The 13,425-nt window shown below is 72.3% G+C and carries 11 protein-coding genes and 1 tRNA gene; 4 read left to right on the top strand and 8 right to left on the bottom strand.

The features are described 5' to 3' along the window. Nucleotides 1-10 precede the first annotated feature (10 nt). Both ACGFX9_RS05540 and ACGFX9_RS05535 read left to right on the top strand, forming a co-directional pair. A complete protein-coding gene (locus ACGFX9_RS05540) occupies nucleotides 11-748 on the top strand; it encodes a decarboxylase (protein WP_393464939.1) in 738 nt (245 codons plus the stop codon). Nucleotides 749-1,412: 664 nt separating this feature from the next. Further along, nucleotides 1,413-2,507 (top strand): LLM class flavin-dependent oxidoreductase, encoded by a 1,095-nt coding sequence (locus ACGFX9_RS05535; RefSeq protein ID WP_393464936.1) that lies wholly within the window; start codon nucleotides 1,413-1,415, stop codon nucleotides 2,505-2,507. A gap of 3 nt (nucleotides 2,508-2,510) precedes the next feature. Here the strand turns inward: ACGFX9_RS05535 and ACGFX9_RS05530 are convergent, their stop codons facing one another. Further along, entirely contained in the window at nucleotides 2,511-4,316 is a 1,806-nt protein-coding gene (locus ACGFX9_RS05530) for a putative bifunctional diguanylate cyclase/phosphodiesterase (RefSeq protein WP_393464933.1), read from the bottom strand. Between the two features lie 327 nt (nucleotides 4,317-4,643). On the opposite strand from ACGFX9_RS05530, the gene ACGFX9_RS05525 reads away from it, so the two are divergent. Then, a complete protein-coding gene (locus ACGFX9_RS05525; protein ID WP_393464931.1) occupies nucleotides 4,644-5,921 on the top strand; it encodes a M6 family metalloprotease domain-containing protein in 1,278 nt (425 codons plus the stop codon). Nucleotides 5,922-5,988: 67 nt separating this feature from the next. Here ACGFX9_RS05525 and ACGFX9_RS05520 read toward each other — a convergent pair. The 7 genes from ACGFX9_RS05520 to ACGFX9_RS05490 all read right to left on the bottom strand — a co-directional run bounded on the left by ACGFX9_RS05520 (nucleotide 5,989) and on the right by ACGFX9_RS05490 (nucleotide 12,540). Then, nucleotides 5,989-6,062: transfer RNA gene (locus ACGFX9_RS05520), tRNA-Lys, on the bottom strand. After that, nucleotides 6,053-6,700, bottom strand: coding sequence for a bifunctional DNA primase/polymerase (locus ACGFX9_RS05515; protein ID WP_393464928.1), 648 nt, complete (start codon nucleotides 6,698-6,700; stop codon nucleotides 6,053-6,055). Before ACGFX9_RS05515 ends, ACGFX9_RS05520 begins: the two co-directional genes overlap by 10 nt. 145 nt (nucleotides 6,701-6,845) lie before the next feature. After that, nucleotides 6,846-7,211, bottom strand: a complete 366-nt coding sequence (locus ACGFX9_RS05510) for a hypothetical protein (protein ID WP_393464926.1) — start codon at nucleotides 7,209-7,211, stop codon at nucleotides 6,846-6,848. Nucleotides 7,212-7,334: 123 nt separating this feature from the next. Then, complete coding sequence (locus ACGFX9_RS05505; RefSeq protein WP_393465664.1) at nucleotides 7,335-8,678, bottom strand: AAA domain-containing protein; 1,344 nt, start codon at nucleotides 8,676-8,678, stop codon at nucleotides 7,335-7,337. A 5-nt stretch (nucleotides 8,679-8,683) separates the two neighbouring features. Beyond that, nucleotides 8,684-10,315, bottom strand: coding sequence for a hypothetical protein (locus tag ACGFX9_RS05500; RefSeq protein WP_393464923.1), 1,632 nt, complete (start codon nucleotides 10,313-10,315; stop codon nucleotides 8,684-8,686). Nucleotides 10,316-10,436: 121 nt separating this feature from the next. After that, entirely contained in the window at nucleotides 10,437-11,585 is a 1,149-nt protein-coding gene (locus tag ACGFX9_RS05495) for a hypothetical protein (RefSeq protein WP_393465661.1), read from the bottom strand. Then, entirely contained in the window at nucleotides 11,536-12,540 is a 1,005-nt protein-coding gene (locus tag ACGFX9_RS05490; RefSeq protein WP_393465658.1) for a phosphatase PAP2 family protein, read from the bottom strand. The genes ACGFX9_RS05495 and ACGFX9_RS05490 overlap by 50 nt, the downstream gene beginning before the upstream one ends. 283 nt (nucleotides 12,541-12,823) lie before the next feature. On the opposite strand from ACGFX9_RS05490, the gene ACGFX9_RS05485 reads away from it, so the two are divergent. Beyond that, the gene (locus ACGFX9_RS05485; protein ID WP_393464920.1) at nucleotides 12,824-13,417 is read left to right on the top strand and encodes a histidine phosphatase family protein; all 594 of its coding nucleotides are present in this window, start codon (nucleotides 12,824-12,826) and stop codon (nucleotides 13,415-13,417) included. The last annotated feature ends 8 nt before the right edge of the window (nucleotides 13,418-13,425 follow it).

Here is a 13,425-nt window from a genome sequence, read left to right as displayed (position 1 = left end):
GAGGCTGGAAGTGACCGCACTTGGTTTCCTCTATCCGGGTCACTCGGCTGAGGACGACTACCCCCGCATGGAACAGATGCTGGGGAGTGATGTCCGGCTGCAGGTCGTCCACACCGACATCGGCGAGGACGCGCACCGGGTCGACGCGCTCCTGGAGATGGGCTCGCCGGAACGGCTCGCGGCCGGTGTCGAGGAGCTGCGCCTGTCCGGCGCGGAGGCCGTGGTGTGGGCCTGCACCAGCGCGAGCTTCGTCTTCGGCTGGGAGGGCGCGCATGATCAGGTCCGCACGTTGGCCCGGGCGGCGGGCCTGCCGGCGTCGAGCACGTCCTTCGCCTTCGCCCACGCGGTGGGCGAGGTGGGCGCGGGCAGGGTCGCTGTCGCGGCGACGTACCCGGAAGACGTGGCTGCCCTCTTCGCCACCTTCCTGAAGGCGTCCGGCGTGGAGGTCGTGTCTACGCGGGGGAGCGGCATCATCACGGCGGCGGAGGTGGGGACGTGGGGCTGGGATGAGGTCAGTGCCATGGCCCGGGCGGGGGATCACCCTGACGCGGAGGCGCTCTTGCTCCCCGATACGGCGCTGCATACGGCGGCGTACGTCCATGATCTGGAGCGGGAGCTGGGCAAACCGGTTCTGACGGCGAATCAGGTCACGGTGTGGGAGGGCTTGCGGTTGGCTGCTCGCCGGGTGAACGCGCCGTCGCTGGGGGCGTTGTTCACTCAGGAGCCGGTGGTGCAGGTTCGGGGGTAGGGCGGGGGCGCGTGCGTGCGCTGGGCTTGGGCGGGGGTGGGGTGCGGGTCCGTCTTGGGGGCGGGGCGGTGGTGTGCTGGGCCGGGGGTTGTGCGGTTCCGTTCTGAGGGCCGGGCGGCGGTGTGCTGGGCCGGGGTGTGGTGCCTGTCTGTCTTGGGGGCGGGGCCCGTGGTGCGGGTGGCCGGGGTGCGGTGCTGCTCCGTCTGTGGGTGCGGGGCCGCGCCGGTATGTCCGTCCTCGCTATCGTCCGGTGGTCGCTGTGGTGCTTCGGCTCCGGAGTGCCGCGAGCCGTGCTCCGGGCGGAAATACCGACACGTCCCCTCGCGAGCGCTGCCGACTGCGGGTGTTCTGGGGCCATTCCCCCACCCGTCCCCACCCCGCTGCGGGGCATGTGCGCTTGCTCCCATGGGTGCTGCGGGGCAATCGGGTGGGTGGGCGGGAGAGCTTGTTCGTTCAGGGGCGGATGCGGGGTGATCGGGGGGGGGGCGGGGGGGGGGGCGGCGGGGGGGGGGGGGGGGCCCGCCCCCCCCCCCCCCCAAATCCGCCGCGAAGCGGCGAAAAGGCCCTCCCCGGCCAGGGGGAATAAACCGGAGCCCCCCTCCTGTTAGAACCTGCGGAGCAGGAAAGACACCGCAAAAGCACGCGCAGCAGGAGGCAGGACCCCGTGACACTGGACCCGAGCGACGACATCCGCGGCGAGCAGCACGGCAGCGCGCCAGTCCCCCTCTCCGTGCTTGACCTGGTGACCGTGGGAGCGGGCCGGACCGCCACCGACGCCCTCCGCAAGAGCGTGGACATCGCCAAGCTGGCCGAGCGCCGCGGATACCACCGCTACTGGGTGGCCGAGCACCACTCCATGCCGGGCGTGGCCTCCTCGTCCCCGGCGGTCATCCTGGCCCACCTCGCCGCGCACACCGAGCGGATCCGCCTGGGATCGGGCGGCGTCATGCTGCCCAACCACGCCCCCCTCGTCATCGCCGAGCAGTTCGGCACACTGGAGGCGATGGCCCCGGGCCGCGTCGACCTGGGTCTTGGCCGCGCCCCGGGCACGGACGGCGCGACCGCCGCAGCCCTGCGCCGCACGGAACGCCTGAACGAAGGCGCCGACGACTTCCCCCAGCAGCTCGCCGAGCTCACCCGCTTCCTGGACGACGACTTCCCGGACGGCCACCCGTACAGCCGTATCCACGCCGTACCCGGCCCGATCCAGGCGACCTCGCCCGGCGGCGTCCAGTCCCCGCACCGGCCGCCCCTGTGGCTGCTCGGCTCCTCCGGTTTCAGCGCCCGCCTCGCCGGAGTGCTCGGTCTGCCGTTCGCCTTCGCGCACCACTTCTCCGCGCAGAACACGATCCCGGCGCTCGACCTCTACCGGGAGTCGTTCAAGCCCTCCGCGGTCCTCGACGCCCCCTACGCCCTCATCGGCGTATCGGCGCTGGCGACGGACGACGAGAACGAGGCGCGCCGCCAAGTCCTCGCCGCCGCCCTGAACATGGTCCGCCTGCGCACCGGCCGGCCGGGACTCGTCCCGACGCCGGAGGAGGCCGAGAGTCACGAATTCTCGGAGATGGAGCGGGAGTTCATCAACAGCTGGAACTCCAACGTCATCCACGGCACCGCCGACCAGGTCCGCACCGGTCTCGACGACCTCGCCAAGCGCACCGGCGCCGACGAGCTGATGATCACGGCCAACGCGCACAGCGGTGACGTACGCCTGCGCTCGTACGAGCTGATCGCGGACGCCTACGGACTGCCCGCGTAACCGTCAACCGGCGGCCAGCAGCGCGGAGATACGATCCGGCGTCACCGGGCGGGAGTAGAGCCACCCCTGCCCGGTGTCGCAGCCGATCCGCTGCAGCCGCGCCGCCTGCGACGTCGTCTCCACGCACTCCGCGGTGACGGTCAGGCCGAGCCGGTGCGCGAGCTGCACAAGGGCCTCGACGATGACCTCGTCGGCGGGGTTGAGATGGGCCTCGCCCGCCTCGGCGTCGTACTGGAAGCCTCGTACGAAGGAGCCGTCCAGCTTCAGGACGGACACCGGAAGCCGGCTCAGATAGGCCAGGTTCGAGTAGCCGGTGCCGAAGTCGTCGATAGCGATGCGCACCCCCATGTCGCTGAGCGACTGAAGTGCCTGCAACGGCCGGCCGGTCGAACCCATCACGGCCGACTCTGTCAGCTCCAACTGGAGGAGTTGTGGGGAGAGTTGGGTCTCGGTGAGGATTTCCGCGACGTCGGCGACCAGGTCCGAGTCCCACACCTGGCGCACCGCGACGTTGACGCTCATGAAGACCGGCGGGTGCTCCGGGTGGTCGAGCTGCCACTGCCGGGCCTGCAAGCAGGCGGTCCGCAGCACCCAGCGGCCCAGCTGCACGATCGATCCGTCCTCCTCCGCAAGTCCGATGAACCGATTCGGCGTCAGCAGGCCGAACTGCGGATGGCGCCACCGCACCAGCGCCTCGACCCCGTTCAGACCGCCGTCGCCGAGGCCCACCAACGGCTGGTAGTCCAGGACGAATTCACCGCGGTCGACGGCCGGGCGCAGTGAACTCGCCAGCGCCTGCCGGGTCATACGGTGGGCGTTGCGCTCGGGGTCGAAGAGGGTCCAGCGGGCCTTGCCGTCCGACTTCGCCCAGTAGAGGGTCGTGTCGGCGGCCTGCATCAGACAGGTCGTCGTCGTCCCGGCGGCCCGGCGCTCCACGACGCCGATGGACGCCGAGACGGAGAGCCGCTGGCCCGACAGGTCGAAGGGCTCCTGCAGCGCCTTGAGCGCCGCGTCGGCGAGGTCGGCCAGCTGGTCGGTGCCCGTCGAGTCCTCCACGAGGAGCGCGAACTCGTCGCCGCCGAGCCGGGCGACCAGCGGCGGCCCCGTCCTGCCGTGACCGGCCTCGTCGGCGCACCGCGTGAGCCGTTCGGCGACGGCCGCCAGGAGCCGGTCGCCGACCCGGTGGCCGAGGGTGTCGTTGACCGCCTTGAACCCGTCGAGGTCCAGATAGCAGAGGCCGATCCGGCCGGTGCCCGTGTCGTCGTACGCACCCGCTTCGAGCGCGGCGGCCAGGCGTTCGAAGAACAGGCTGCGGTTGGGCAGCCGGGTCACCGGGTCGTGCATCTGGAGGTGCCGGAGCCGGGACTGGAGCTCGCGGCGGGCGCTGATGTCCGTGGCCGCGAGCAGGACCGTACGTCCGCCGGGCATCGGTGAGACGGTGACCTGCACCCACAGCGAGTGCCCGTCGGGGTGTTTCAGGCGCCGGGTGCAGCGCAGTTTCGCCTGGCGCCCGCGCAGGACCTCGCGGTAGGCGTGCCAGGTGCGGGCGTCCGACGCCAGGTCCACCAGGTCGGCGGCGAGGCGGCCCGCCAGCTCTTCCGGGGTCGCGCCGAGCAGCTCGGCGAGCGCGTCATTGGCGTCCATGACCAGACCCTCGCTGTCGACGATGCCGAGGGCGAGGGGGGCGGCGGCGAAGGCGGCCCGGTGGTCGGGCCGTTGCCCCGGATGGCGACGCTCCGTGATGGGCGCCCTGGCGAGGTCGGGTGCTGTGACCGCTGTGGGCGCTCGGCCTTCAGACGTTCGGTTCACCACTTGCTCCCGCAGTGCAGTTGTTCGGCGAGGCCGGGCCCGCGCAGGAAAGTGTGCCGATCATAGGGGCTGGCCCGAGGGTGCATCCAGCCACAGCGCGGTGCCGCGTGGCGGCCGGAACCGGCATAGGACAGACGCATGCCCGGTGCGGGTTTGGCACGCGCCCGGCGGCAGATCGTTTCTGCTCTCCCATGTACTGCTTACTTTGCGGCCCCATCCGCACGTCGACCACTTGTGACGTTCCGTGAGCGATCCACGGGCCTCTCTTCACCCGGCTGGGCCAGACAAACAGGGCGTACTCCCCCTAAGCGGCACAGGGTGGGTGGGATGCCTCGTAAACGCCACCCGGAGGTCGACGTGCCGCGTCAGCTGTCCCCCTGGGGACTCACCCGTGGGGAAAGGCCACGGTTGCGCGGCACGGCCGCGGCCCTCACTTCTCTGACCGCGCTCGCGGCCACGGGGCTCGTCGCGGGCCCGGCGGTATCCCAGTCGTCCGCTGTGCCCTGCGCGCTCCAGCGCACACCGGCGCACCACTCGGAGGGCGTCGACACCTGGAACGCCGCCTATCCGCGACCCGACCGGGCCCTCGACGCGGTGATGGTCTTCCTCTCCTTCCCGGACTCGCCGCCCCTGACCGACACCAGGGAACTGGCGGCCGACCACTTCCCCGCCACCAGCGAGTTCTTCGACCACGCCTCCTACGGAAAGTTCACCCTGCGCCCGCATCCGCAGCGCGCCTGGGTCGAGATGCCGCAGGACTCCACCTCGTACGCCATACAGCGCGACTGGAACACGTCCCGGCGCAGCGCCTATCTGCGCGACGCGATGGCCGCGGCCGATCCGCACGTCGACTTCTCGCGGTACGACCTCGTCTACTTCGTGGCCGACCCGGACGCGCCCGGCGTCGACTCCGACGCGACGAAGGTCGTCAACTTCGACCGGCCGCTGCGGGCCGACGGCACGGACATCAAGCGCATCGTCACGGTCTTCGAGCGGCACCCGCCGGACCGCAACGTCCTCGCCCACGAGACGGGACACGTCTTCGACCTGCCCGATCTCTACCACCGGCCGACGGACGGCAAGGGCGACTGGGACACGTACGTCGGCGACTGGGATGTCATGGGCAGCCAGTTCGGGCTCTCCCCTGACCTCTTCGGCTGGCACAAGTGGAAGCTCGGCTGGCTGGACCCGCGTCAGGTGGAGTGCGTGGCGAGCGGCGGGCAGCGGCTGACGCTTGAGCCGCTGTCGGTGAGGCCCGCGCGCGGGGGCGTCGGCGGCACGAAGCTGGCGGTCGTGCGCACGGGCCTGGACAGCGTCATCGCCATCGAGGCGCGCGGCACCGGGGGCAACGACCGTGCGACCTGCAGCGAGGGCGTGCTCGTCTACCGGGTACGCAACGAGGCCTCGTCCGGGGGTGGGCCGATCGAGGTCGTGGACGCCCACCCGGATTCGGAGGCCTGCTGGGGCGGGTCGGTGTATCCGCCGCTCGCGGACGCGCCGGTGAGGACAGGGGAGAGCTTCACGGTGCCGGGGGAGGACGTCCGGATCGAGGTCGAGGGGCGGACGGCGTCGGGGGCGTGGACGGTGAAGGTGTCGGTGGACTGAGCCTCGGCTGCCGCCGGCCGCGCATGCAAGAAGCCCCTCGCTTCCGCGAGGGGCTTCTCACTGTCTGTGCGCCGCCAGGGACTCGAACCCCGGACCCGCTGATTAAGAGTCAGCTGCTCTAACCAACTGAGCTAGCGGCGCCTGCTGACGTCGTAGACCTTAGCATCCTGATCGCCGCCAGGAAAAATCGATATACGGACCGCGGACCCGGCCGCGGCGCGGGCCGCGCGGACGCAGGCCCAGAGCATCACCTCGGGCCCCGGAAGCCAGGGATGGCGGGCGTCGGGGGCGACGAGCCAGCGCGATTCGAGGTGCCCTTCGAGGCGGCCGGGCGGCGGGGTCACGCGGTGGTCCGCGGTGATCGGCGGCACGGTCACGGCGTCGCCCGTGCCGTGACAGAGCACGCCCGGCACGGCACGGCCCCACTCCTCCCAAGCGAGCAGCGAGGGCAGTCGCTGGGCGGTACCGGGGGCGGCGAAGAGCAGCATGCGGCCGCGGTGGGCCGCGACGGGGCCCGAGCCGGGGCCTTCGTCCCATAAGCGGTCGAGCATCCGGCGCCCGAAGACGGCGGGCACGCTCACCACGTCGAAGACGGAGCCGCAGGGGAGGACGGCCGGGGCGGTGGGCCGGGTGCGCCAGTGGGTGAGGGCGCTGCGGGGATACGTTTCCGCGGAGGCGAGCCAGGCGGCGCCCTCGGTCGTGACGGCGGAGGCCGTGGAGGCGCCGGAGACGGTGGCGGTGGCGGGGGTGGGGTTCGGGTGGAGACGCGTGCTGCTCATGGCGGATACATCTACCGGTAGCGAGCATTCCATTTCTGAGAGTTGCCAGAAATCGGGACAGCGGCGGGGGTGGGGGAGTACCTTGCCCTCGCGACTGGCATATGCCCCGCGATCTTGTTGCGGGGACAGCCGGGAACCGGGGGCCTCAGGCCTCCGGACCGCTTCCGCCTGCCCCGGCCCCGCGCAGCAGGTCACGCCCGAACTCGACCATCTTCTTCGCGTAGTCCTCGGTCCACTGCGCGCGCTCGGCGATCGCGGCGTGCGTTAGGCGGTCGAAACGCCGGGGGTCGGCGAGCTGGGCGGCCGCCATGGCCTGGAACTCGATGGACCGGTCCGTCGCGGCGCGGAAGGCGAGGGTCAGCTCGGTGGCGCGGTCGAGCAGCTCCCGGGGGTCCTCCATCGACTCCAGGTCGAAGAAGTGCTCCGGGTCGGCGGCGGCTTCCGCAGGCTCGAAGAGCAGGGGCGCGGGTCGCAGACGCTGCTCGGTCGGGGGCCGCTGGGGCTCCGCCATGGTTCTTCCTCCTCGTACGGTGTCCGGCCGTGGGACCGTCTTCCATTCTCCCTTGCCGCGCAAGAGGGCCGTGGGCACAGGGCTTACGGCCGCCATGGCGTTCGCTGTGCGCCTCGCCCGGGATCAGGGCCGCCATGCCACGCGGTGTTCAGCCAGGCGGGCCAGGACCGCGTGGTTCGCCTCCCAGCCATCTGGGAATTTCACTGTGACGCCCAGCTGGACCGGTTCTGTCGAGGGGTGGTCGTCCAGGAGGTCGCTGACGCCCGCTCGGCAGATCATGATGCAGGCGTGGCGGTGGCGGGATGCCAGGACGCAGAGGCGGCCCGTCTCCAGGTGGAACGCGGTGGCGTCAGGGCGGCCGGAGAGCGGGTGAAGGACCACCGTCACGTCGTACTCGCGGCCCTGCAGGCGGTTGGCGGTGTCCACCGTGACGTCCCTGACCCCGAGCTCCGCGAGGGCCGCCCGCACTGCCGCCGCCTGGTCGCGGTGGGCGGTGCCGACGGCGATGCGGTCGGCTGTCAGGGGCGTGGGGTCCGGGTCGCGCTCCGACGTCGCCGCGCCGCCGCGGTCCAGGAGGCGGCGGACGACCTGCGCCACCGCGCGCACGGCCTCCGGGTCCGTGCGCGGCGTGTTCCGCGCGGGCAGTTCGAGCAGGCCCCAGCCCGACTCCGCCGCCTCGTCGATGACGCGGTCGGGGCCCGAGCCGTCCGACGGCACACCGAAGCCGAGCCGCCGGTCGCCGTGGTCCGTGCCGCTGCGGAAGGGCGTGTACGGATAGAAGGCGGCGGAGACCAGCGGAGCCGCCGACGCCGGGAGCCGCCACGACACCGGGAGCCGGTGCTGGGGCAGCTCGGGATTGTGCGCGAGCAGCGTCGTCACCGCGCTCGCCGCAGGGTCGTACGCGAGGCCCGCCCACTGCTCGGCGCCCACGATCGAGAACGGGTCGAGCTGGCCGGGATCGCCCACGAACAGGGCCCGCTCGAAGAGCCCGGCCACGGCGAGCAACGCGTCCGAACGCATTTGATACGCCTCGTCCACGATGGCGTGCGGCCAGGGCGCGTCGAGCTTGGCGGCGTCGACGTGCGCCCACTTCGCGGCGGTCGACACGACGACGTCGAGCCCCGCCAGGTCAGCCGCCTTCGTGGACGTACGGACATGGGGCAGGTCGTCGAGCGCTCTGTCGTACGCGTCCGGGTCACTGCTGTGCAGGCGGCCGACCGGCAGCTCGGGGTCCTTCTCGGCGAGGCGCAGGACCAGGTCGTCGACCTGCGCGTTCGTCTGCGCGATCACCATCAAAGGGCGGCCCGCGGCGGCCAGTTCGCGGGCCGCGCGGACCACGAGGGTCGACTTTCCCGCCCCGGGCGGGGAGTCGACCACGACACCGCGGTGCGCGCTGTGCAGCGTGTCGTGCAGGATCGCGTCCGTGGCCCGCGCGGCTGCCGCGCCGGGGTCGAAGGGGGCTGACACTGGACTCACAGGGTGTCCTCCGCGGTCACGGGGTCAGGGCGCTCGGCGGCGTCGCCCGGCGGGCCGCCGTGGGTCCAGGGGGTCGCTTCGGGGTCGGGCAGTTTGGGGCCGCCGCGCTGCTCGTGCTCGAAGAGCGTCCAGCAGATCCGCTCGCCCTTCTCGGGCAGGGATCCGGGCTCGGGCTCCTTGCCGCGGCCCATCTTGTCGATGATGCGGAGTACGACGGATGCGGTGCCGGTGCCGGTGCCGGTTCCGGTGTCGGCGTCGGTGCTGGTCTCGGCCTCGTACGCGACGAACTCGGCTGTCTGCGGCTTCCCTTGGAGCGAGCGGTAGACCTTCGCGCGCTCGGCCAGATGCGGTCGGTCGTCCGTGCGGACCGTGACCAGGGGCCGCGGCCTTGGACTCTTGCTCTCGCTGTACGCCATGACGACCTCGGTCACCTCACCGGTGAAGGCCTCGCCCGCGAGCCGGCGGCCCGCCATCACCAGGGGGTCGTCGAGCGCCTCCTGGGCGTCGAGCCTGGACTGCTCGCGCTCGCGCGCGCCGAGCTTGTTCGCCGCTGTCACCGCGTCGTCGATGCGGGGCTGCGGGGGTTCGCCCGCCACCACGCGGTCCCGGTGGCCGGTGAACGACCAGCGGTCGCGGGTCCAGCGGTCGGCGGCGTGCGGGGCTTCGGGGAGGGTGCAGAGCGCGTCGAGGCCGCGCCACACCGCGTCCCACGTGGGGCGGGTCCTGCTCTCGATCAGGGCGCGGATCTCCCGCTCGGCGGCGGCCAGCGCGGCGAGGCGGGCGTCCGCCTGGATGCCGTCCTCGGCGGTGGCGAGGGCTGAGCGCGCGTGGTCGTAGCGCTCGATGGCAGGGGCGAGCAGGCGGTTGTCGAAGGCCGGGTCGGTGGCGGGGCCCGCGGGCGGGCAGAGCAGCTGACCGTCCTTGCCCCTGGCCAGCTCGGCGCGGCGGGCCGCGTCGGCCCCTGACGTTCCTTGCGGGGCCTCGATCCAGGCGAGGAGGGCGCCGAGGTGCTGGTCCTCGAGGCTTGACTGGCCGGTGGCCCAGTGCCGGGAGAGCAGGTCCGTCATGGCCACCAGGAGGGAGGAGCCCGGGACGCGGGCCCGCTCCCCGAAGTGGGTCAGCCAGCGGCCGAGCAGGGGGACGCGGGGCGGGGCGGGATACGGCGTCTGAGGGTCCTGCTCGGCGGTGCGGCGGAAGCGGGTGGAGCGGCCGATGAGCCGTACGAAGTCGATGCCGGCGCGGCTCGGGACGATCAACTGCGGCGCGTCCGCGCATAGTTCGACCTCCACCTTCACGCGCTTGCCGGTCTCCGGGTCCGTCTCGCTGCGCTCCGCCGCTTCGACGTCGTCCGTGAACGTGTCGACGTACTCCAGGACGGTGTCCGCGAGTTGGGCGAGGAAGGTGAAGCGGAGGTCGCGGTCGCGGGGCTGGGGGACGACGAGGATCCGGGGCGAGGTCCGCTCCGTCCCGACGAGCGCGCCGAGCGGGGCGCCGGCCTCACCTGCGGTGATGAGGGGGACGAGGACGAGGGGGCGCTGGGTGAGGTGCCGGTGCCGCACGGTTGCCCTTGGCTGGGCACGGCCTGTGGTGACGGCCTCCAGCCGGGCGAGGTTGTCGATCAGTGACATCAGCGCTTCCTCCCCCTCGGGCCGTCGCCGGTTCCCCCGCCGCTGCGCGGCGGGAGCTCCCCACCCGCCCACCCGATCACCCGGCACCGAGCGGGCACCGAAGAACCCACCGCAGCTCCAGTCAGCACCCCGCACCCCCCGCCCCGCCCAAGGTGCCCACGCCCGACAACGCCTCGGCCCGCAGTGCCGCCGCTCTCCGCAGTGTCGCCACCGCCGGGTCCGTCGGGTCGCCCGACGTGCCTGACGCTGCCGAGAGGACTTCGCCGATGGTTGTCAGGCCGCCCAGTTCGCCCCGGACCGAACGGCCAAGCGCTGTCACCGCGCCCTCCTCGCGGGAGCGTTCGCGGCAGTGGAAGGCCAGTTCGCAGGCGGCGAGGCACTCGGGGGCGTACGTCGCCGGGACCGATTCGACCGCTGCCGTCAGCTCCGCGGCCGGGCGGGTCACGTCGAACGTCGTGCCCTCGGGGAGCGCCGCCGCGATGTCCTCGATGCGGGTCAGCCGGGCCAGCTGGCGCCTCGTCACCGAGAGCTGTCTGCGTACGTCGATCGCCGAAGCCGTGGGGGAGTTCGAGAAGTCCTTGGGGCAGACCAGGAGCACGTGGTGCCGGACCCGGGGCGCGGGGTCCATGTGCGCCGCCACCCGCTCCAGGGCCAGTGCGTACACCGCGGCCTGGCGGGCCGCCGCGCCCACCTTCGCCGCGTCCGCCGAACCGTCGATCATCGGGAAGGACTTGATCTCGACGACCGTCCAGGTGCCGTCGGGGTGGACCACCACCGCGTCCGGTTCGAGGAACGCGGGCGTCCCGGCGACGTCGAGCGCCAGCATGGGATGGTCCAGGAGGGTCCAGCCCCCCGTCGATGTCGCCTCGCGCAGCGCCAGTGAGGTGCGGGCCGCGCGCCCCTCGGGGCCCACCGCGGCGAGGTCAGGCACGGACGACTCGCCCGGCATCGGCTCAGGGCCGCCCCCGAGCCGGCCGTGGACAAGCCGCAGCAGCTCCGCGCCGCCGTCCGCCTTGACCTTCGCCTCGAAGGCGTTGCCCCGCATGAAGGCGAACTGCGACTGCCCGAAGGAAGCGGGAGAGCCGAGCGACTGCGCGAGCGCCGTCTTGTCCACGCCCGCCCCGTCGAGCAGGGCCCGCCGCCGGCAGCCCGGATTCGCGGCGAGGGCCGCGAGGGCGCGGGCGTCGAGCGGCTGAGCGGGGACGTCCGGTCCGCGCAGCTCAGCGAGCCGCTCTCGCAGTGCTGTCCCCCGCTTCGGCGGGGCGGGCACTCGGCTCGGCGCCTGGCTCGGCAGGCCGCCTGCGCGGCCGGGGAATTCGCTCACCTGTCGAAGTCTGGCACCCGCCACTGACAATTGAGGACTCTGGGGCGGCGGAGACGGACGGCGAGCCCACCTTCGCGGCCGAGCCCGAGCCCGTGACCACCGAAGACGTCCCGGCGACCGCCAGCGGCAGCCGCACCCTCGCCTTGACCCGGTCCGCGAGCGCCAGCACCGGCTGAACCAGCAGCAGCCCGAGGCCCATCACCACGGCGCCGGCGACCGCGTCGAGGAAGTAGTGGTTCGCGGTGCCCATCACGACGATCGTGGTGATCAGCGGGTAGGCCACCGCCGCGGCCCTGACCAGCGGCGAGCGCCCGTGACGCCACAGCATCACCCCGCACCACAGCGACCACCCCACGTGCAGGCTGGGCATCGCCGCGTACTGGTTGGTCATGCCGCCGAGCCCGCGCGGCGCGCTCGCCTGGCCGCCCCACCAGCCGTAGTCGCTGTACTGCGCCATGGTGTCGACGAAGCCGTGGCCCACGCTCAGCAGGCGGGGCGGGCAGGTCGGCAGGAGCGTGAAGCCGACCAGGCCGATCAGGGTGGAGACCATCAGCCACGCGCGTGCGGCACGGTAGTGGACCGCGCGGCTGCGGAAGATCCAGACGAGAACCACCGGCGTCACCAGATAGTGCAGCGACGCGTACCAGAAGTCGGCGGGTATGCCTATCCAGGAGTGTGCGGTGAAGATTCGGTTCAGCGGGTTCTCGGCGTTGAGGCGCAGGAACTTCTCGACCCGGAGTATGCCGATGCCGTGGTCGACGGCGCTCGCCACATCGCCCCGGGCGAGCAGCCGCCCCGCCGAGTACGCGGCGTACACCAGCACGAGCAGCGGCAGCTCCGTCCACCAGCGGAGCTTGAACCCACTGGTACCCCCGGTGCCCGGAGCATCCATCTGCGGCATCCGGTCGGTCCCCCATCTGTTCATGGTCATGCGGTGTTCAACGCCGCCTCACCATACGGCGTACGCGAAGGTCCGCTGAGGCGTCCCCCGGTCGTCAAAGACGCAGAGATCGACGAGCGGGTTGCCCCTTACCGGGCACGAGTGATCGGGACTTCGCGCGTGAGTGATGATGGAGGGAACGGACAGTTGCCTGTCCACTGAATTCGGACAGTGCTGTCCACTGAATTTGCTCGATGGCAGCCGACGGCCCCGGCCGGTGGCCGCCGGTTCGGAAAGGCTCGACATGGCACCGCGCATCCTGCTGGCCCGGCACGGACAGACCGAGTGGTCACTGTCCGGGAAGCACACCGGCAGGACGGACATCCCGCTCCTGGAAGAGGGCCGCAACGGCGCGAAGCTTCTGGGCGAGCGCCTGCGCCGCGCTCCCTTCGACGGTCTCCCGGACGTGGAGGTGCGCACAAGCCCTCTCGCCCGCGCGCGGGAGACCTGCGAGATCGCCGGCTTCGGGGACCGTGCCACCGCCTGGGACACGCTCATGGAGTGGGACTACGGCGCGTACGAAGGGATGACCCCGGCCGACATCCAGGCCGTGCGCCCCGGCTGGTTCATCTGGCGGGACGGCGTGCCCGGGGGCGAGACCCTGGAGCAGGTCACCGCCCGCGCGGACGAGGTGGTGGCATGGGCGCGGGACGCGGACCGTGACGTCCTCGTCTTCGCGCACGGGCACATCCTGCGGTCCATCGGCGCTCGCTGGCTCGGCCTCGGCATCGACTTCGCCGCCCGCATCCGCCTCAACCCGACGTCGATCTCGACGCTCGGCTGGGCTTATGGCGAACCGGCCATCGAGTCATGGAACGAGACCGGGCACCTCGCGTAGCCGTGAGA

It is taken from the genome of Streptomyces sp. NPDC048436 (genome assembly GCF_043200355.1).
Lineage (GTDB): Bacteria > Actinomycetota > Actinomycetes > Streptomycetales > Streptomycetaceae > Streptomyces.
Note: the sequence above shows the minus strand (reverse complement) of the source record. Positions and strands in the feature narration are given on the sequence as shown.

Coding starts and splice junctions, on each gene's coding strand:
- ACGFX9_RS05525 (WP_393464931.1), top strand. CDS start 4,644: ATGCCTCGTAAACGCCACCCGGAGGTCGACGTGCCGCGTCAGCTGTCC.
- ACGFX9_RS05515 (WP_393464928.1), bottom strand. CDS start 6,700: ATGAGCAGCACGCGTCTCCACCCGAACCCCACCCCCGCCACCGCCACC.
- ACGFX9_RS05510 (WP_393464926.1), bottom strand. CDS start 7,211: ATGGCGGAGCCCCAGCGGCCCCCGACCGAGCAGCGTCTGCGACCCGCG.
- ACGFX9_RS05500 (WP_393464923.1), bottom strand. CDS start 10,315: ATGTCACTGATCGACAACCTCGCCCGGCTGGAGGCCGTCACCACAGGC.
- ACGFX9_RS05490 (WP_393465658.1), bottom strand. CDS start 12,540: ATGCCGCAGATGGATGCTCCGGGCACCGGGGGTACCAGTGGGTTCAAG.
- ACGFX9_RS05485 (WP_393464920.1), top strand. CDS start 12,824: ATGGCACCGCGCATCCTGCTGGCCCGGCACGGACAGACCGAGTGGTCA.